At 47.6% G+C, this 19,946-nt stretch carries 14 protein-coding genes; 13 read left to right on the plus strand and 1 reads right to left on the minus strand.

What is annotated here, in order from left to right; all coding sequences use genetic code 11:
• The 5 genes from WMO65_RS09195 to WMO65_RS09215 all read left to right on the plus strand — a co-directional run.
• Window positions 1-725, plus strand: a 725-nt coding sequence (locus tag WMO65_RS09195; RefSeq protein WP_343310041.1) for an RpnC/YadD family protein, incomplete at its 5' end; no start/stop codon positions are given.
• A gap of 92 nt (window positions 726-817) precedes the next feature.
• Window positions 818-1,018 carry a hypothetical protein gene (locus WMO65_RS09200; RefSeq protein ID WP_148392044.1) on the plus strand — a complete coding sequence of 67 codons (201 nt, stop codon included), beginning with the start codon at window positions 818-820 and terminating at the stop codon, window positions 1,016-1,018.
• A gap of 37 nt (window positions 1,019-1,055) precedes the next feature.
• Entirely contained in the window at window positions 1,056-2,687 is a 1,632-nt protein-coding gene (gene pyrG, locus WMO65_RS09205; protein ID WP_148392043.1) for a CTP synthase, read from the plus strand.
• Window positions 2,674-7,215, plus strand: a complete 4,542-nt coding sequence (gene gltB / locus WMO65_RS09210) for a glutamate synthase large subunit (protein ID WP_148392042.1) — start codon at window positions 2,674-2,676, stop codon at window positions 7,213-7,215. The genes pyrG and gltB overlap by 14 nt, the downstream gene beginning before the upstream one ends.
• Window positions 7,216-7,218: 3 nt before the next feature.
• On the plus strand, window positions 7,219-8,703 hold the full coding sequence (locus tag WMO65_RS09215; RefSeq protein ID WP_033140690.1) for a glutamate synthase subunit beta: 1,485 nt from the start codon (window positions 7,219-7,221) through the stop codon (window positions 8,701-8,703).
• Window positions 8,704-8,851: 148 nt separating this feature from the next.
• On the opposite strand, the gene WMO65_RS09220 is transcribed toward WMO65_RS09215, so the two are convergent.
• On the minus strand, window positions 8,852-10,117 hold the full coding sequence (locus WMO65_RS09220) for a uroporphyrinogen decarboxylase family protein (RefSeq protein WP_033140689.1): 1,266 nt from the start codon (window positions 10,115-10,117) through the stop codon (window positions 8,852-8,854).
• Between the two features lie 210 nt (window positions 10,118-10,327).
• On the opposite strand from WMO65_RS09220, the gene recQ reads away from it, so the two are divergent.
• The 8 genes from recQ to WMO65_RS09260 all read left to right on the plus strand — a co-directional run bounded on the left by recQ (window position 10,328) and on the right by WMO65_RS09260 (window position 19,937).
• The gene (gene recQ / locus WMO65_RS09225; protein ID WP_349064031.1) at window positions 10,328-12,646 is read left to right on the plus strand and encodes a DNA helicase RecQ; all 2,319 of its coding nucleotides are present in this window, start codon (window positions 10,328-10,330) and stop codon (window positions 12,644-12,646) included.
• Between the two features lie 349 nt (window positions 12,647-12,995).
• Entirely contained in the window at window positions 12,996-13,409 is a 414-nt protein-coding gene (locus tag WMO65_RS09230) for a prepilin-type N-terminal cleavage/methylation domain-containing protein (protein WP_148392040.1), read from the plus strand.
• A gap of 163 nt (window positions 13,410-13,572) precedes the next feature.
• Window positions 13,573-13,887: a hypothetical protein gene (locus WMO65_RS09235; RefSeq protein WP_033140688.1), complete on the plus strand. Its 315-nt coding sequence runs from the start codon at window positions 13,573-13,575 to the stop codon at window positions 13,885-13,887.
• A gap of 167 nt (window positions 13,888-14,054) precedes the next feature.
• Complete coding sequence (locus WMO65_RS09240; protein ID WP_033140687.1) at window positions 14,055-14,834, plus strand: prepilin peptidase; 780 nt, start codon at window positions 14,055-14,057, stop codon at window positions 14,832-14,834.
• 15 nt (window positions 14,835-14,849) lie between these two features.
• A complete protein-coding gene (locus WMO65_RS09245) occupies window positions 14,850-16,049 on the plus strand; it encodes a type II secretion system F family protein (RefSeq protein ID WP_148392039.1) in 1,200 nt (399 codons plus the stop codon).
• Between the two features lie 14 nt (window positions 16,050-16,063).
• Entirely contained in the window at window positions 16,064-17,542 is a 1,479-nt protein-coding gene (locus tag WMO65_RS09250) for a hypothetical protein (protein WP_148392038.1), read from the plus strand.
• A complete protein-coding gene (locus tag WMO65_RS09255) occupies window positions 17,539-18,240 on the plus strand; it encodes a hypothetical protein (protein WP_148392037.1) in 702 nt (233 codons plus the stop codon). The genes WMO65_RS09250 and WMO65_RS09255 overlap by 4 nt, the downstream gene beginning before the upstream one ends.
• Window positions 18,241-18,251: 11 nt before the next feature.
• Window positions 18,252-19,937 (plus strand): GspE/PulE family protein, encoded by a 1,686-nt coding sequence (locus WMO65_RS09260; protein ID WP_207727852.1) that lies wholly within the window; start codon window positions 18,252-18,254, stop codon window positions 19,935-19,937.
• Window positions 19,938-19,946: the final 9 nt, after the last annotated feature.

The raw sequence follows: 19,946 nt of genomic DNA on the forward strand, positions 1-19,946 counted from the left end.
TACATTATGCCATGCCGGTCCGCTGTATGCTCTATGATGCAATGGATTATACAAGGCAGGTAGAGCGTATGGTAAAAAAGAGAAGAGAGGAGGGAAAGCTGGAAAAGGGAGCAGAGTATCTATCCGGAATGAAGAGGGAAGACAGGCTGCTGCCGGTAATCACGATTGTATTTTATTATGGGGAGGAACAGAGCTGGGATGGGCCGCTGTGTCTTCATGATATGCTGGATATTCCGCCGGAGCTGGAACCGTGGGCAGCGTGTATCCAGGATTACCGGGTTAACCTGGTATGCAGCGGTACGGTGGAGAGCAGTCATTTCAGGACCGGACTTCGGGAGGTCTTTGAACTGCTTCCGCTTCTGAAGGATAAAGAAGGGATGAAAGAATTCCTGGAGACCAGAAAAAGGGAGTTCATACATCTGGATGCAAAAAAAGGCTGGCTGGTGTCAAAGTTTCTGAATGTTCCTGCTTTGAAGGAGTTAAAAGAAAATGAGAAGGGAGAGGTTAATATGTGTACTGCAATTGAGGAGATGCTGGAGGAAAGAGAAACGCAGGGAATTGAGAGGGGAATTGAGAGGGGTATTGAGCAGGGAGAAATACGAGTGAACCAGTTGATTGAAGTATTGCTGCGGCAGTCAGAACTGGATGAGGCTTATAAGCAAATCAAGAGGGCTGTTACGGATCGGGATTATCAGAAGAAGCTGTTTGATAAATATGGTATATAGGAGGATTTATATCCGGACCCACACGGGCTGTATGTCAAAAGGCATCTGCAAAATGAGAGGAGGCTGCAGAAAAGTCCTCCGGAGACCCTCTGATGAAAAAAAATAATTTGGGGATTTACAAACGCGGAGAAATGAGATATAGTAATTCCATAATTTTTGCAGTGTTTCATTTGAAACAGGCAAAAAGGAATGGAAGAAGTAAAAAGCATATTGGAAAAATAACGACAATGGCGTCGGTAAACCTTATATATCAAGGTTACCGGCGCCTTTTTGATGTGTGGAAAATGTTGTAATTATTCCATAAGTCAGGCAACGCAGGAGGAAAATGTGATGGCAGTAAAGTATGTATTTGTTACAGGCGGCGTGGTGTCGGGATTGGGAAAGGGGATTACAGCGGCGTCACTTGGGCGGCTTTTAAAGGCCAGAGGATATCAGGTGACCATGCAGAAATTTGACCCCTACATCAATGTGGACCCCGGTACTATGAATCCGATCCAGCATGGGGAGGTTTTCGTAACAGATGATGGGACAGAAACGGATCTGGACCTGGGACATTATGAACGGTTTATAGATGAAAGTCTGGATAAGAACTCCAATGTGACCACGGGTAAGATATACTGGTCGGTTCTGCATAAGGAACGCCACGGAGATTACGGCGGCGGGACAGTGCAGGTGATTCCTCATATCACCAATGAGATAAAGGGATGCTTCTACCGAGCTAAGACACCGGATGAAGAGAGAATCGCTATCATTGAGGTGGGAGGAACGGCAGGTGATATTGAGAGCCAGCCTTTTTTGGAGGCAATCCGGCAGTTCCAGCATGATGTGGGACATGAGAACGCGGTTTTGATCCATGTTACCCTGATTCCCTATTTGAAGGCTTCCGGGGAGCTGAAGACAAAACCTACCCAGGCAAGCGTGAAGGAGCTTCAGGGTATGGGACTGCAGCCGGATATTCTGGTGTGCCGGTCAGAATATCCTATTTCCCGGGAAATCAAAGATAAAATTGCGCTGTTCTGTAATGTACCGGGAAGTCATGTACTGCAGAACCTGGATGTGGAATATCTCTATGAAGCACCTCTGGCAATGGAAAAAGAAAATCTGGCTCAGGTGGTTTGTGAATGTCTGCGCCTGCCCTGCCCTGAACCTGATCTGGATGACTGGAAAGCCATGGTTGAAGACCTGCGGCATCCGAATACAGAGGTTGAGATAGCCATTGCAGGTAAATATATACAGCTTCATGACGCCTATTTAAGTGTTGCGGAGGCGTTAAAGCACGGTGGTATCGCAGGGCATGCCAGCGTGAAGATCCGTTGGGTGGATTCTGAAGATATCACGGAGAACAGTTGTGAAGAACTGCTGGGCGGTGTGGATGGAATCCTGGTTCCGGGCGGTTTTGGAACCAGGGGGACAGAAGGAAAAATACTGACAGTGAAATATGCCAGAGAGAACAAGATTCCCTTTTTGGGAATCTGTCTGGGAATGCAGACCGCGATCATTGAATTTGCCAGAAATGTGCTCGGTTATCATGATGCCAACAGCATGGAGCTGAATCCTGATACCCTGCATCCGGTCATTGCGCTCATGCCGGAACAAAACGGAGTGGAGGACCTGGGCGGGACCCTGAGACTTGGGTCTTACCCCTGCAGGCTGAAAATAGGAACAAAATCCTATTCCCTGTATGGGAAGGAGGAAATCACAGAGCGCCACAGACACCGCTATGAGGTAAACAATGACTACAGGGAGAGGCTGGAGGAGAAGGGAATGACATTGGCAGGCCTTTCACCTGACGGAAGGATCGTGGAGATGATTGAGATCACGGACCATCCATTTTTTATCGGAACACAGGGACACCCCGAATTAAAATCCAGACCGAATCATGCGCATCCCCTTTTTGCGGGACTTGTGTGTGCGGCTGTTGAATATAAGAAAGCAGAGGGATTTGACTATGAGAAAAGATGAAGGACTGTATCGGCAGCAATTTGAACACGACAACTGCGGTATCGGAGCCGTAGTGAACAGCAAAGGCGTTAAGAGCCACAAAACCGTGGAAAATGCATTGAAGATTGTGGAAAACCTGGAGCACAGGGCAGGAAAGGACGCAGAGGGAAAGACCGGTGACGGCGTCGGTATTCTGCTTCAGATTTCTCACAAATTCTTTGAAAAAGCCTGCAAAAAAGAGGGGATTGCGATTGGAGGAGAACGGGAATACGGAATTGCCATGCTGTTCTTCCCCCAGGATGAACTGAAATGCAACCAGGCAAAGAAAATGTTTGAGATCATTGTGGAGAAGGAGGGGCTGGAGTTTCTGGGATACCGCAAAGTGCCTGTATGTTCCCGGGTCCTGGGTCACAAGGCACTGGAGTGCATGCCGAATATAGTGCAGGCATTTATTAAAAAACCGGATCATGTGGAGAAAGGGCTTCCTTTTGACAGAAAACTATATATTGCCCGCCGTGTGTTTGAGCAGAGCAATGACAATACATACGTGGTGTCCATGTCCAGCAGGACCATTGTGTATAAGGGCATGTTTCTGGTAAATCAGCTTCGCACATTTTTCTCGGATCTGCAGGATACGGATTACGAATCAGCCATTGCCATGGTGCATTCACGTTTCAGTACCAATACTAACCCGAGCTGGGAGCGGGCACATCCGAACCGGTTTATTGTGCATAACGGGGAGATCAATACAATCCGCGGAAATGCTGATAAAATGCTGGCAAGAGAGGAGACCATGGCGTCAGATTATCTAAAGAATCAGCTCCACAAGGTGCTTCCGGTGGTGGACACCAGAGGATCTGACTCTGCCATGCTGGATAATACACTGGAATTTCTTGTGATGAACGGCATGGATCTGCCGCTGGCAGTCATGGTGGCTATTCCTGAACCCTGGGCTAACAATAATACGCTTTCCCAGGAGAGAAGGGATTTTTACCAGTATTATGCCACCATGATGGAGCCATGGGACGGTCCGGCTTCTATCCTCTTTTCCGATGGCGATGTGATGGGCGCCGTTCTTGACAGAAACGGGCTTCGCCCGTCCAGATATTATATTACAAAAAACGGGGATGTTATTCTCTCCTCAGAGGTGGGGGTCATGCCTGTGCCGGAGGAGGAGATCGTACTGAAGGAACGTCTGCATCCCGGCAAAATTCTGCTGGTCGATACGAGAAAAGGACAGATTTTCAGCGATGATGAAATAAAGGAGATTTACGCAAAAAAACAACCTTACGGTGAGTGGCTGGACAGTAACCTGGTGGAACTGCACGACCTGAAGATTCCCAACATCCGGGTGGAGGAGTATGAAGGGGAAGAGCTCACCAGAATGCAGAAGGCATTTGGATATACTTATGAGGACTACAGAAAATCTATTTACAGCATGGCCCTGAATGGTTCTGAGGGGATCGCGGCAATGGGAACAGATACACCACTTGCTGTGCTCTCGCAGAAGCATCAGCCTCTGTTTAACTATTTCAAACAATTGTTTGCACAGGTGACAAATCCGCCGATTGACGCTATTCGTGAAGAAATTGTCACCAGCACCACCGTATATGTGGGAAAAGACGGAAACCTGCTGAAGGGGCAGCCGGAAAACTGCCAGGTATTGAAGGTTAACAATCCGATTCTGACCAATACAGATATGCTGAAGATCAAAAACATGAAGGTGGACGGCTTCAAGGTAGCAGTGGTGCCGATCACGTATTATAAAAGCACCCGTCTGGACAGAGCCATTGACAGGCTGTTTGTGGAGGTGGATAAGGCGTACAAGGATGGTGCCAATATACTGGTTCTCTCCGACAGAGGAATTGATGAGAATCATATGCCGATTCCGTCACTTCTGGCAGTCTCCGCAGTGCATCAGTATCTGGTAAAGACAAAGAAGAGAACGTCCCTTGCCATTATTCTGGAATCCGGTGAGCCGAGAGAGGTGCATCATTTCGCAGCACTTCTGGGGTATGGAGCATGTGCGGTCAACCCCTATCTAGCACAGGATACCATAAAGGAGCTGATCAATAATAAGCTTCTGGATAAAGATTATTATGCGGCTGTGGATGACTATAACAATGCCATTCTGCATGGGATTGTCAAGATCGCTTCCAAGATGGGTATTTCCACCATTCAGTCTTATCAGGGATCTAAGATATTTGAGGCGATTGGTATATCAGAGGAAGTGATCGGGAAGTATTTTGCAGGGACTGTGAGCCGCGTGGGCGGAATCACGCTGAAGGATATTGCAGATGATGTGGAGGTGCGCCATTCCAAAGCGTTTGACCCGCTGGGACTGCCAACGAATCTGGAGCTGGAGAGCATGGGAATCCATAAGATGAGGAGTGAGGGGGAGAAGCACCGCTATGATCCCCAGACCATCCATATGCTGCAGGAATCCACAAAACGCGGTGATTACGAAATGTTCAGACAGTATACGGAACTGGTAGACAGGGAACAGAGCGGATATCTGCGGAGTCTGATGGACTTTCGGTATCCGGAAAAGGGAATTCCCCTTGAGGAAGTGGAAAGTGTTGACGATATCGTAAAACGCTTTAAGACAGGTGCAATGTCCTATGGATCTATTTCCGAGGAGGCACATGAGACCCTTGCTGTTGCCATGAATATGCTGCATGGCAAATCCAACACCGGTGAGGGTGGAGAGAGTGATGAGCGTCTGGACAGTGCGGGAAGTGCTGTGGACCGCTGTTCCGCGATCAAACAGGTGGCATCCGGGCGTTTTGGCGTTACCAGCCGTTATCTGGTAAGTGCAAAGGAGATTCAGATTAAAATGGCGCAGGGAGCAAAGCCCGGCGAGGGAGGACACCTGCCTGCAAGGAAAGTCTATCCCTGGATTGCAAAGACCAGGCATTCCACGCCCGGCGTAAGCCTTATCTCTCCCCCGCCGCATCATGATATCTATTCCATTGAGGATCTGGCAGAGCTTATCTATGACTTGAAAAATGCCAATAAATATGCCAGGATATCCGTGAAACTGGTGTCTGAGGCAGGTGTGGGAACCGTGGCAGCAGGTGTGGCAAAAGCCGGTGCGCAGGTGATCCTGATCTCCGGATACGACGGCGGTACCGGAGCAGCGCCGCAGAGTTCTATCCATAATGCAGGGCTTCCCTGGGAGCTTGGTCTTGCTGAGACTCATCAGACACTTCTTAAAAACGGGCTTCGCAGCCGGGTTGTGATCGAGACGGACGGCAAGCTGATGAGCGGTCGTGATGTGGCAGTGGCAGCACTGCTGGGCGCGGAGGAGTTTGGATTTGCAACTGCCCCCCTGGTGACCATGGGATGTGTCATGATGCGTGTCTGCAATCTGGATACATGCCCTGTCGGTGTGGCTACACAGAACCCGGAGCTGAGGAAACGTTTTAAGGGCAGACCGGAATACGTGGTAAACTTTATGCGTTTTATAGCAGAGGAACTGCGGGAGTACATGGCAAAACTGGGTGTCCGTACACTGGATGAAATGGTAGGACGCACGGACCTGCTGAAAGTGAAGGAGAATGCCGAGAATCCAAAGGCTTCTCAAATTGATTTAAGTGCAATTTTGAATAATCCGTATATGAAAAAAGGCGCAAAGGTCACATTTGATCCGGCACAGGTGTATGACTTTAAGCTGGAAGAGACAAAGGATGAAAAGGTGCTGCTGAAAAAGCTGGGAAAAGCGGTTGAGAAAGGTGAGAAAGCCGGTGTGGAGATCCAGGTGACCAACACGGACAGGGCATTTGGAACTATTCTGGGTGCGGAGATCACAAGGCAGCATAAGGACGGACTTCCCGAGGATACCATAACTGTTTCCTGTAATGGAGCCGGAGGGCAGAGCTTTGGAGCATTTATTCCAAAAGGACTTACCCTGACGCTGTGCGGGGACTGTAATGACTACATGGGCAAGGGTCTGTCCGGTGGAAAAATTGTACTGTATCCGCCGAAAAAAAGAAACTATAAGGCAGATGAAAATATTATTACCGGTAATGTTGCACTCTATGGGGCGACCAGCGGAACTGCTTATATCGGCGGTGTGGCAGGGGAACGTTTTGCGGTCCGAAACTCAGGTGCCTGTGCTGTAGTAGAGGGCGTGGGAGAGCACGGCTGTGAATATATGACCGGTGGACGTGTGGTCGTGCTGGGAAAAACGGGCAAGAACTTTGCTGCAGGAATGAGCGGTGGTATTGCCTATGTGCTGGACGAGAAAAATGATCTGTACAAAAATTTGAATAAAGAAATGATTTCCATTGAAAAGGTGGAGACAAAGCCGGATATTCAGGAGCTGCACCATATGATCAAAGCTCATGTGGAGGCTACCGGCTCCGGGAAGGGACAGGAAGTGCTGGCGCATTTTCAGGAGTATCTGCCTAAATTCAAAAAGATCATTCCGGATGACTATAAAAAGATGATCACTCTGGCTGCGAGAATGGAAGAGCAGGGTATGTCGCCGGAACAGGCAAAACTGGAAGCGTTTAACGAGAATTTTAGTCAGAAAGGGGCAGAGTAAGTCATGGGAAAGCCTACAGGATTTTTAGAATATAACAGAGAAAATGCCCGGATGGAGGAGCCAAAAGAGAGGATTAAGCATTTCAGAGAATTTAAAAAATATCTGTCCAGAGAAGAACAGCAGAAACAGGGGGCGCGCTGCATGGAGTGCGGCATTCCCTTCTGTCAGTCAGGTGCTATATTGGGAGGTATGGCTTCCGGGTGTCCGCTGCACAATATGGTGCCTGAGACAAATGATCTGGTATATACGGGAAACTGGGAACAGGCATATCTGCGCCTTTCAAAAACACATAGTTTTCCGGAATTTACGTCCAGAGTATGCCCTGCGCTGTGTGAAGCTGCATGTACCTGTAACCTCAACGGGGAGCCTGTGGGGACTAAGGAAAATGAACACGCCATCATTGAGACGGCATATGAAATGGGATGGGTAAAGCCACAAATTCCAAAAGTGAGGACAGGAAAAAAGGTGGCTGTCATCGGAAGCGGGCCCTCGGGTCTGGCGGCTGCACAGCAGCTCAACCGGAGAGGACATCAGGTGACTGTGTTTGAAAGGAACGACAGAATCGGAGGGCTGCTGCGCTACGGCATTCCGAACATGAAGCTGGATAAGTCTGTAATTGACAGAAGAGTGAGGCTGATGGAGGAAGAGGGCGTTGTCTTCAAAACGGGCGTGGATGCAGGGAAGGATATTAAGGCGTCCGAGCTGCAAAAAGAGTATGACAGGGTTGTGCTCTGCTGCGGGGCTTCCAACCCCAGGGATATAAAAGTTCCGGGAAGAGATGCGGGTAATATTTATTTTGCGGTGGATTTTCTTACTTCCGTGACAAAGAGTCTGCTGGATTCTGATTTAAGAGATAATAAGTTTATATCTGCAAAGGGAAAACATGTGCTGGTGATCGGCGGCGGCGACACGGGAAATGACTGCGTGGGAACAGCCATCCGTCTGGGTGCCAAATCTGTGACACAGCTTGAAATGATGCCGAAGGCGCCTGATACAAGGGCTGACAGCAATCCCTGGCCCCAGTGGCCCCGCGTCTGTAAGACGGACTATGGACAGCAGGAGGCAATCGCTGTGTTCGGGCATGACCCCAGGATATATCAGACAACAGTGACGGAGTTCCTTAAGGATGAAAAAGGGGATGTGCAGAAGGCTGTGACCGTTAAGCTGGAGAGTAAGAGAGATGAGAAGACAGGCCGCATGAATATGGTTCCTGTTAAGGGGACAGAGGAGGTAATCGAGGCACAGCTTGTCCTGATCGCAGCGGGATTTCTGGGGAGCCAGAAGTATGTGACGGAAGCCTTTCGCGTGTCTGTGAACGAGAGGAGCAATGTGGCCACAAAGCCGGGCGAGTATGAGACCAGTATACCCGGTATATTCACTGCGGGGGATATGCACAGGGGGCAGTCCCTGGTCGTCTGGGCTATCCGGGAAGGACGGAAGGCGGCGGAGGCAGTGGATGCCTCGCTGATGGGGTATTCTAATCTGTAGATAGTATGTAAATGATTCTGTGAAACGCCGCACCGGGAACGGCAGTATACCCGGTGCGGCATTATATTTCTGCAGACTGCAATTTTCTCATTTTTTTATTGTATCAGCGGGCCTGCTGTGTTATGATAAATGCATCTGAAAGGACGTTTTACTTCTTGCCGTAGGTAAGTACGGTGTCATACATCGCTTCTATATTTTCGCGTTTCGCATTGTCAATACTTCCATTTGTATCAAAAATATACCCGCCGCCTGGGGCACAGGTGTCTATGAGTGATTTGCAGGCGTCAATGACCTGTTGCCTGGTTCCGTGTTCCAGCAGATAAATGGACATGTTGCCGGAGATGCATGCTGTGCTGCCCAGAACCTTTTTCGCCTGTGCCATATCCACACTCTCAAAGTGATAAATAACCTTGCCGGCCGGAACGTCCGCAAGCTGTTCCAGGCGGCTGTTGTATTTTCCTTCTGTGTAGATAAAAGGCGTGACACCCATATCTATGAGAGCGAGCATGATCTTTTTCAGCGGATTCCAGTAAAGTTTTTCATATTGTTTGGGGCTCATGAATCCGTCCATGCCTTTGTGGAGCGGGAAGAAGACACGTTTCACAGGGAGAGGAGCAGTTTTAAAATACCCGTAGGAGGCTATCTGTATGTCTGCCAGCATATCACAGGCCTTTTCTATCATGTCCGGGCATTCAATCTGGTCCGTAAGCGCTCCCAGGGTCCCCCTGTAATAATCCCCGATAATATCAAAGGGAGCTTCCCCGACTCCTGTCATCATAGGAGGGATTCCCATGGCTGCAATCCGGGCTGAGAGGGCATTGCTGGCCGCAGCAGCTTTTGCATCCTCTTCCCCAATCTTCGCCAGAATGGAAAACGCCTCCTGTACATCCGGGGAATAGAAGGAAGCCAGGGGTGTGGTGCTCAGTACAATGGAAGGAACAAAGTGAATGCCGGAAAGGCCTTTCAGATTGGGAAACGCGCGCGGGATGTATTTGCGCAGGGTAAATCCCATAAAATCATTGATAAACTCCGGATACTCGTCCTGAGACATATATTCGTGTTCGATCACCTGATGGGTGGAAAAGTCAGGCACTCTTGTTCCGGGCCTTCCGGGCCAGTCAATCATGGTGGAACCGGCAAGTTCGTTGGACCTGCCGCTGGTGAATGCCAGGTGGATGTCTGCATCGGGCTGGAAATCCTGATAGAAGCGGAGAATACACTGAGATGCTTTTTCGTAGTCATACATGCTGTCACGGAAGGTGCCGCCATAGAGGAAATAGGGAAGTGCGCTGTTGAAGGGGGCGAATGGAACCCTGTCACCTTCCTGCAGTGCAATGGCATCGTCTACCCTTTTGATACGTTCCCGGAACAAGTCCTGAGGGTTTTGTGATGATGAGGGTGTTTCATTAGTCATAGAGACTCCTTTCCCACATTTTATCTGCTTTTTGTGGAAAACCATGTCCATTTGGCAGTAGAATGTGTATAAACAGGTTCCGTGCAAAGTTTATAACTTTATTATAATAAATTGTATGGAAAAGTAAATGGAAACAGGCGTTTTTGCTTGCATTTTTATCGGCTGAATGATATGGTTTGCGGGCATGTACAGATAACAGGAGGATACAGTATGGATAAATATCAGATACTGAAAAAATATTTTGGTTACGATACATTTCGGGAGGGGCAGGAGCCGCTGATCGACAGTATTTTGTCCGGAAGGGACGTACTTGGGATATTGCCGACAGGTGCCGGAAAATCACTCATATATCAGATTCCGGCTATGCTTATGGATGGCATTACGTTGGTGATCTCGCCTCTGATCTCTTTAATGAAGGACCAGGTGGGGTCTCTGAATCAGGCGGGGATTCATGCGGCCTTTCTGAATAGTTCACTGACAACCGGTCAGTATTATAAGGCTCTTGAATTTGCCAGGCAGGGGAGATATCCGATTATTTATGTGGCACCGGAGAGGCTGGTGACAGAGGAATTTCTGGATTTTGCCCTTCATGCAAAGATAGCTATGGTGGCTGTTGATGAGGCGCACTGCGTTTCCCAGTGGGGGCAGGATTTTCGACCAAGTTATCTGAAAATCGTAGAGTTTATTAAGAAACTGCCCAAAAGGCCGGTGGTGAGTGCCTTTACTGCTACGGCCACCAGGGAGGTGCGGGATGATATTATGGATATTCTGCTGCTGGAAAATCCGGAGGTTCTGACCACGGGATTTGACAGGCCCAACCTGTATTTTGGAGTGCAGTCTCCGAAGGATAAGTATGGAGTGCTGAAAAATTATCTGGAGATGCATCCGGGCGAATGCGGCATTGTGTACTGTCTCACCAGAAAAGGGGTGGAGGAGGTGTGCGGGAAACTTAAGGAAGATGGATTTTCCGTTACACGGTACCATGCAGGCCTTGGGGACGCGGAGAGAAAGAAGAACCAGGACGATTTTATATATGACAGGTATCAGATCATTGTGGCGACAAACGCGTTTGGTATGGGAATTGACAAGTCCAACGTGAGATTTGTAGTGCATTACAATATGCCGAAGAACATGGAGAGCTATTATCAGGAGGCAGGACGTGCCGGGCGTGACGGGGAGCCGGCGGAATGCATTTTACTCTATGGGGGACAGGATGTTGTGACAAACCAGCTCTTTATTGACAACAGCCAGGAGAACCAGGAGCTGGACCCGGTGTCCCGGGAGCTAGTGGCAGAGCGGGACAGGGAGAGGCTTCGTAAGATGACATACTACTGTTTTACCAATGAGTGTCTGCGGGATTACATACTGCGGTATTTTGGAGAGTATGGGGAAAATTACTGTGGGAACTGCTCCAATTGTCTGAGCCAGTTTGAGTCCGTGGATGTGACGGAGATTGCCAGAGCGCTTGTTGGATGTGTGAAAAGCAGCAGGCAGAGATATGGGGTAAACGTTATTATTGACACTGTACACGGTGCGAATACGGCAAAAATCAGGAATTACAGGATGAATGAAAATCCCAATTACGGGGAACTGGCAAAAGTTCCGTCATATAAATTGAGACAGGTTATAAATTATCTGCTGCTGAATGAGTTCCTCACGGTTACCAATGATGAGTATGCGATCGTGAAGCTGACGGCAAAATCGGAAGAGGTTCTGGGTGATGAGGCGCAGATCACTATGAAAATGGCAAAGGAACAGGAGCATCAGGCAAAGGAGAAGAAGGAGAAAAAGAGCAGAAAAGGAATTGCAGCCGGGCTTGCCGGAGCTGATTTTACCGAGGCAGACGAACAGCTCTTCGAGGTGCTGCGCAGTCTTAGGATGGAGATAGCAAGGGAGGAGAAGGTGCCGCCTTATATTGTCTTCTCTGACAAAACATTGACGCATATGTGCATTGTAAAACCAAGAACCAGGAGTGCAATGTTGACGGTTACCGGCGTTGGAGAATTTAAATATGAAAAGTACGGGGAGCGTTTTGTGGCATGTATCAGGGAGCATGTGCCGGATGACGGCGAAAATGAAGATGTGACAGGGGCAGGAATTGTTGGAGAGGAAGCGGGAATCTTTATAGAAAATGGTATGAATGATGAGGGGAAAGGTACCGAGAAAAAGAAGGGGAAGGCAAAAGGAAAACAGGAATTTTCTCTGACAGAAGATATGGAGCAGGCGTTTCCGTTTGCCGATAAGATGACACTCAGCGAGCTGGTTGCTAAGTTGAATGAACTGCGTGATGAAAGCACCATGAAGCGTCTGACAAATAAGGCGGTGCGGCAGAAACTGCTGGATGAAGGATATCTGGAGACATTTGGATTCCGGGGGATTCCCATGCAGCGTGCTTCTGAGAAAGGAAAAGAAATGGGAATCACTGCCGAGAGACGTGTAAGTGAAAAGGGAAATGAATATGATGTGCTGTATTATTCTGCAGAGGCACAGAGAACATTGCTGGATATGATAAAGAAGGGGTTAAAGTAAAGGGTGAAAATACGTTTTTTGTGATTGGTTTGAGAATTTAATTAAGTTTGTTTAACCTGTTTCGCAAACAAATGACATGAAAGTATAAGAAATAAAGTGAATATTACAAATTTGCAAAAATTAAGAAATAATTAATTTGATTGTTAATGGTTTTGTTGACAAAAGTAGTCAAAAATTATATAATAAATTAATGCAGAAGTTCAGGTAATTGCGGCATATAAGCAGCATTTAACACAATATATATAGTACAGCCAGTTAATGCAGTTTTGCTGTTTTATCCGCGGATTTCACCCATAGTAAGGTGCAAGGTATGTGGGTGGCAAATAAAAAAAGATGGAGGGATTCACGGATGTTGAAAAGATTAAGAGAAAATCGAAAGAGTAAAAAGGGTTTTACTCTGGTGGAATTGATTGTTGTTATTGTTATTATTTTGGTTTTGGCGGCGGTTATGGTGCCGAGTGTAACGAAGTATGTTGCGAAGGCAAATAAGGCAAACTGTAAAGCTGATGCAGCTACTACATTAACACAGTTACAAGTAAATATAACAGATAATTATACAGAGGGTACAACAGCATATACACTTCCTAATACAATAGGAAATGCAAGTAAGGCAACAGATCATATTACAACTGCTTCTGGTAATCCGACATATTTTGCTACACTTGATTCAGAAGGTACTGTTACAAAATTTTCTTATCAAAATGGTAAATATACTGCAATTTGGGAACCAGAGGCAGGCTGGACAGGTACCTGTATGGATTAATGATAGGATATTAGGAGGTTTCATAACATAAATGCATATAGATTATGAAACACTCACCCGCAAAACAAATTTCCGCAGACTACTAAAGATTTCCCTTCTAACGCTCCTAATCAGCATAGCTGTTCTTGCACCAGCGCTATGGTATTGGGAACAATCGATTCAAATGCGGTCTGCATTTAGAAGCGCCAAAAATGTGCTCCTGAACACAGAATTGCTCTCCATCCAATATAGTGGTTTGGAGGAGCCGCTTTTAGACAGTTCCCGTGAAAGCGGTATGTCAAAGGAAGCGGAAGAGGAAGTGAAGAGTTATTCCGGAGTGGAAGGTGAAATACATCTCATCTCCTGGGATAAGGCCAAATGCCGTGTGCTGAGCATGACATATCAGGAGGGAAAGTATTTAGTTATCTACGAAGCAGATGACAAGGATTCCGGAACATGGACAATTTACCGGAAGACCCGACAATATGAAAATCAATAACAGGAGGGGATTTCGTTTGGTATAAACCAGGTGAAATCCCTTTTTGTCATTTACAGGCATATAGATGCGATTTTGTTCGGAATTGTCTTTTTAGGAGGATGAATATTGATGTACAATAAAAATAACTTCGTCCTTCTAAAAAAATAATTTGGAACAAAGAGGCTGATATGGATGTATATAATAGTTATCCGGCAATGATTGCTGTAGTGATATTCTTTATGGGAACCTGCATATTTTCTTTTCTGAACGTGATCATCTACCGTGTTCCCAGAAAAATGGATTTTGTCAAAGGACATTCCTTCTGTCCTTCCTGCCGTCACCAGTTGGGGGCTTTGGATCTGATTCCTCTGTTCAGCTATATTTTCCTGGGCGGAAAGTGCCGTTACTGTAAGAAGAAAATAGGTGCCAGGGATACGCTCATTGAACTGTTCGGCGGCGCGGCGGCCCTGTTCTGCGGCTGGTATTATAAGGAAAAACCGGCTGCCGGATTGACCGTGTTCCTGTTTTTCTGTATTCTGACTGTAGTAACATTTATGGATATGGACACCATGGAAATAGAGGATGGGTGCTGGATTGCCGTATACATACTGGCAGCGGCAGCCTGTTTTACAATGCCGGAAACATCTCTTATCTCAAGGCTTATAGGAATTGTCTGTGTAAGCGTCCCCATGCTTCTTCTGACTTTAGCCATACCGGGAGCTTTCGGCGGCGGAGATATGAAGCTGATGGGTGCCTGCGGCGCATTTCTGGGGTGGAAGATCACACTGATATCCACAGTGCTGGCTGTATTGGCTGGTGGAATATGGGGAATCTGGCTGCTGATAGGTAAGAAAAAGGACAGGAAGGACCATTTTGCATTCGGCCCGTTTCTGTGTATGGGAATGGCTGTGGGAGTTTTGTATGGGGAACAGATTATTTCCTGGTATCTTGGATTTTTAATTCTGTAAATGGGAGGCCGCGTTATGGCACAATACAAATATAAGGCAAGAACTTTAGAGGGCAAGGTAATAAAAGGTATCATGACCGTGGCGGATGACACGGAGCTTCAGCAGAAACTGCATGAGCAGGATGCCTTTCTGCTGTCCGCCAAAGTTGTTAAGAGTTCAAAGGGGATGCGGCAGTTTAAGCCAAAGGTTCTGGCGGATTTCTCCAGACAGATGGGGACTCTGATTGCGTCCGGTGTTACTCTGGTCAGGGCTTTGAATATTATGGCGAACGGCGAATCCGTAAAGCCCAAGGAGAGAGGCGTTTATGAGGATATCCTCAGACAGATTCGCCAGGGTATTGCCCTTTCCGATGCTATGGAGGCACAAAACGGGGCATTTCCGCCTCTGATGATATATATGTATCGTTCCGCAGAGACCAGCGGTAATCTGGATAAAGTCTCCATGCAGATGGCGGAGCACTACGAGAAAAGCCACAAGCTCAACGCCAAGATTTCCAGCTCCATGACATACCCCAAAATACTGGGGGTTATGGTGGTGGCAGTTGTTCTGATCTTGACCAAATTCGTTCTGCCCCAATTCGCAGAGCTGTTCGCCCAGATGGATGAACTTCCCTTATCCACCAGGATACTGATGGGATTCAGTGACCTTCTGCAGGAACACTGGATTCTGGTATTGATAGCTGTGATCCTCCTGGTGGTCGGAGTCAGAGCGCTGATGCTCATTCCGAAAGTGCGTATGAAATGGCATAGATTCAAGCTCTGGGTGCCTCTGTTCGGAAAGCTGCAGAAGACAATCTGTACGTCCAGATTTGCCAGAACTTTAAGTTCCCTGTATTCCGCAGGTATCCCTATTGTATCGGCACTGCAGATTGCCAGAAAGACAATCGGAAATGATTACATAGATGCCCAGTTCGACCAGGTGATCCCCTTTGTGCGGGCAGGAAATAATCTGAGTGACGGCCTGGACCTGATTGATGGATTTGTAAGAAAATTATCGGATTCCATAAGAGTGGGTGAGGAGACAGGAAGCCTGGATTCCATGCTTTCCTTTACTGCGGATTCCATGGAATACGATGCAGATATGGCTATAAGCAAAATGGTCTCTTATGTGGAGCCCATCATGCTCCTGATCATGGGTGTAGTTGTGGCATTTGTTATGGTTTCCGTATTCAGTGCCCTTTACGGTTCTTATGACTCCATTGCAGGCATGTCTTAGAAAGGGGAAACAAAATGCTGACAGTCTATTTATCAAACAAATATATCAGAATCGTCACAGGCGAATCCACCTCCGGAAAGGTCAATATCCGGGGGATGTACTATACAATAGATACCACAGGATGCCTGGTAAACGGCTCCATTGTGGATGAAGAAGCCCTGCTGGATATCCTGAAGGAACAGTGGGAAATGCAGAACCTGCCGAAAAAGGATGTGTATCTGGTGCTGGACAGCAGCCAGTTCAATTCCAAAGTTGTTCAGGTTCCGGTGATGAATGAAAAGAAAATGATGGAATATCTGAGCCGTGAATTTACGGATGTGGGGAGAATCTCCAATCCTGTTTACGGCTATTTCCCGTTGAACGGGACGGATAAAAAAGCGAAGATCAGACAGATATTTGCCATGACAGTGCCCAGGGACTATGCCCTGCAGTTCTCTCAGCTTTTCGCAAAGCTGGGGGTAAAGCTTTCAGGCATTGAATGTGCCAATGGAGCCATGATAAGGCTTCTGGAAAAAATGGTACAGTTAAAGGGGAAGACCTGTATTGTCCAGTTTGTGGATGAGATGAACCTGACCAATGCGCTGCTGGTAGATGGAAAATATGAGACCTTTAACAAAAAACGTCTCTTCTCAGAACCGGGAACTCCGGGATACGCAGTGGAGACTGCCAGGGCAGCCAACAACCTGATGCAGTTCGCAAAAGCTCAGAATATCCCCCAGAAAATTACGGACGTGTACATTGCCGGACTGACAGATGAGGATTATGGGGTCTATGAGGACGGGATTGCTCAGATCAACCCGGAACTGGGCGTGGAACAGTTGGAGACGGGCGGAAGTTTTGTCTACTCAAAGACGGATGACCCGTATATCAGCTTCGCAAATTTTGCGCTGGCCATAGGCGGTATGCTGAAAACAGACCCCAAGGGCAATATTATCACCCAGCTAAAATATACGCCGGAACAGATAGAAAAGAGAAAAGCGAGAAGAAAGATCACCATACCTGTGGGAGCCGTTGTGGGTGTGCTGGTACTGGCGTCCCTGATTTTTCTGGTGAGAAAGATCATGCTGGGCAGTGAACTGAAGGCGCTGGAGGAATACAATCAAAGGGAATCCGTACTTGAGGCCTGTGAGGAATATGATGCGGCTCAGGAGAGAATGTCCGCCATTTCTGCCATTCATACAGGCATGGAATCTCTGGGAGATGAGATCGGTGAGTATCCCCTTGTGGACAGCTCTGTAGAAGCTGTGATCACATCCTGCGCGGAAGGGCTTGTCTCCGCGGAGATCAGTTCTTATGATTCCACCACAGGAATTCTAAGCTTTAATACCAGTGCCGGGAATGTAGAGCAGATCAACCGGTTCATTGAACTTCTCATGGAGGAGGAGATATTTGCGTCTGTGGATTACACGGGATATTCACAGAACCAGGACGGAGACTGGAGTGTAAATGTAAACTGCACCATGGCTCCGGTACAGGGGGAGGCGGAAGAATGACACTGAAAGTGACGGAGAGAGATAAAAAAATTCTGATCGTGCTGGGAATCGTTCTCGTTATCCTTGGCCTGACAATCGGCGTTCTTATGCCGCTTGCGGAGGATACCCAGGAACTCAGTGAGAAGATCACAGAGGCAGAGATAGAGAAACAGGAAAAAGAGATGAAGGTGGTCTCGCTGCCGGGAATCAGAACCAGGGAGGAGCAGTCCCAGAAAGACCTTACAGCTATGCAGGACAAATACTACCCGGTGATGAAGAGTGTGGAGATTGACCGTATGATGACCAATACTGCAGTGAACTGCGGCATTCAGGTCACCAATATGGACATTAAAATGCCGGATTTTACTGCTTACACCACGCTTCCCAATTACTCGGATCTTGTATACGGAACAGAGCAGGAAAACAGTGAAAATACCGCATTTGACGGCATGTATACAGCCAGCCTGACCATGAATATGACCGGTTCCAGAGAGAACCTGCAGGCCATGCTGGATGTGACGGTCAGCCAGAACCCCAGACAGAGAGTAACGGATTTTTCATGGCAGAAGAATCAAAAAGAGGGCAGCAGCGAATATACATTAAGTATGTCAGTTGAAATATATATGTACGAGGACGTTGAGACGTATGTGCAGAAACAGCTTTTAGGCGCTGTTCTTGGAGATGCGGAGGCAGAAGAGAGCAGTGAGACTGAGGAATAGTAGGAGTTAGCATGGACAATAATATCAGAAATGTTCGTATCGGAGATGTTTTAAAAGAATATGGATATGTCACAGAAGAACAGATAGATGCGGCACTGGCCTATCAGAAGGAACACAAGGGAGTGAGGCTGGGAGCTGCCCTGACAGATATGGGATTTATTTCAGAGGAGCAGCTTTTGGAGGCGCTTTCCACACTTCTGCAGGCGCGTATTATTGATATTTCCACCATAGAGGTGGATGTGGAGGCAGTACAGAAGATTCCGAGGCAGCTTGCGGAAAAATACGATATGCTGGCTGTAAAACAGGCCGAGGGCGTGCTGACCATTGTATTAAATGACCCGCTGAACTTCTACGCTATTGAGGATATCCGGCAGCTCACAGGCATGCAGCTTGAAATCTGTTTAAGCGGACTTTCCAGCCTCAGAAATGCCATAGGATACTATTACAGTGAGGTGGAAGCCAGAAAAGCAGCCAGTGTGGCGAACGAACAATTTGAGGATCTGGCACTCACGGATGAATTTAATATTGAGGAGGAGGGGGATGACGATACACCGATCATCAACCTGCTCAGCCGGCTGATCGACAGGGCGTATAATACCAATGCATCGGATATTCATATTGAGCCGTTTGAGGATAAGACCACGGTTCGTATGCGTATCGACGGTGTCATTGTTGAGTTTGTGACTCTGCAGAAAAACCTTCATGCTTCTCTGATCGCTAGGATCAAGATTCTGGGAAATATGGATATTGCAGAGAGAAGGATTCCGCAGGACGGGCATTTCCGTATGAAGGTTGCAGGGGAATATGTGAATATCCGTGTTTCCGTGATCCCTACCGTATTTGGGGAGAAGGCAGTGCTTCGTCTTCTGGCGAACAATTCCAACATTGATTATCCGGAGACCTTCGGTATGCATGAGGAGGATTATAAGAAGCTGAAATCCATGCTGGGGTCACCGAACGGCATCATTTATTTTACAGGCCCAACAGGGTCAGGCAAGACAACGACCCTTTATATGATACTTTCGGAGCTGTCAAAACGGGCGGTGAATATTTCAACCATAGAGGACCCGGTGGAGAAGAATCTTCCGAAGATCAATCAGATGCAGGTAAATAATCAGGCAGGACTGACATTTGAGGCAGGGCTTCGGGCGCTGCTCCGTCAGGACCCGGATATTATCATGGTCGGTGAGACCAGGGATGTGGAGACGGCATCTATTTCCGTGCGTTCGGCCATCACAGGACATCTGGTATTTTCCACTTTACATACAAATGACGCGTCATCCTCTGTCATCCGTCTGGAGGACATGGGACTGCAGCCCTATATGGTGGCAAACTCCCTGGTTGGTATTATAGCCCAGAGGCTTATGCGAAAAGTATGCCCCGACTGCGGGGAGGAGAGCATTCCCACAGCGGAGGAGAGGAGAATACTGGGAACGGATATTAAAAAAATCATGCACCCAAAGGGCTGTCCCCAGTGCAATTATACAGGTTACAAAGGCAGGGTTGCAATACATGAGGTTCTCATGATAGACAGACAGGTGCGGCAGATGATCATGGACGGTGCCTCCGCGGAGGCAATCCAGGATTACGCTGTGGAGAACCAGAATATGAAGACATTGAAGGATGCCGGCCTTAAGATGGTGGAGGACGGAGTCAGCAGTGTGGAAGAGTTGAGAAAAGTGGCTTACTATAAATAGCAGAAATGA

The organism is Blautia caccae (assembly GCF_040095955.1).
GTDB classification, from domain to species: Bacteria; Bacillota; Clostridia; order Lachnospirales; family Lachnospiraceae; genus Blautia; species Blautia celeris.

What these genes read in the sequence shown, in the direction of transcription:
- WMO65_RS09200 (WP_148392044.1), top strand. Translation starts at nt 818, where the DNA reads ATGAAAAAAAATAATTTGGGGATTTACAAACGCGGAGAAATGAGATAT.
- pyrG (WP_148392043.1), top strand. Translation starts at nt 1,056, where the DNA reads ATGGCAGTAAAGTATGTATTTGTTACAGGCGGCGTGGTGTCGGGATTG.
- gltB (WP_148392042.1), top strand. Translation starts at nt 2,674, where the DNA reads ATGAGAAAAGATGAAGGACTGTATCGGCAGCAATTTGAACACGACAAC.
- WMO65_RS09215 (WP_033140690.1), top strand. Translation starts at nt 7,219, where the DNA reads ATGGGAAAGCCTACAGGATTTTTAGAATATAACAGAGAAAATGCCCGG.
- WMO65_RS09220 (WP_033140689.1), bottom strand. Translation starts at nt 10,117, where the DNA reads ATGACTAATGAAACACCCTCATCATCACAAAACCCTCAGGACTTGTTC.
- recQ (WP_349064031.1), top strand. Translation starts at nt 10,328, where the DNA reads ATGGATAAATATCAGATACTGAAAAAATATTTTGGTTACGATACATTT.
- WMO65_RS09230 (WP_148392040.1), top strand. Translation starts at nt 12,996, where the DNA reads ATGTTGAAAAGATTAAGAGAAAATCGAAAGAGTAAAAAGGGTTTTACT.
- WMO65_RS09235 (WP_033140688.1), top strand. Translation starts at nt 13,573, where the DNA reads ATGCGGTCTGCATTTAGAAGCGCCAAAAATGTGCTCCTGAACACAGAA.
- WMO65_RS09240 (WP_033140687.1), top strand. Translation starts at nt 14,055, where the DNA reads ATGGATGTATATAATAGTTATCCGGCAATGATTGCTGTAGTGATATTC.
- WMO65_RS09245 (WP_148392039.1), top strand. Translation starts at nt 14,850, where the DNA reads ATGGCACAATACAAATATAAGGCAAGAACTTTAGAGGGCAAGGTAATA.
- WMO65_RS09250 (WP_148392038.1), top strand. Translation starts at nt 16,064, where the DNA reads ATGCTGACAGTCTATTTATCAAACAAATATATCAGAATCGTCACAGGC.
- WMO65_RS09255 (WP_148392037.1), top strand. Translation starts at nt 17,539, where the DNA reads ATGACACTGAAAGTGACGGAGAGAGATAAAAAAATTCTGATCGTGCTG.
- WMO65_RS09260 (WP_207727852.1), top strand. Translation starts at nt 18,252, where the DNA reads ATGGACAATAATATCAGAAATGTTCGTATCGGAGATGTTTTAAAAGAA.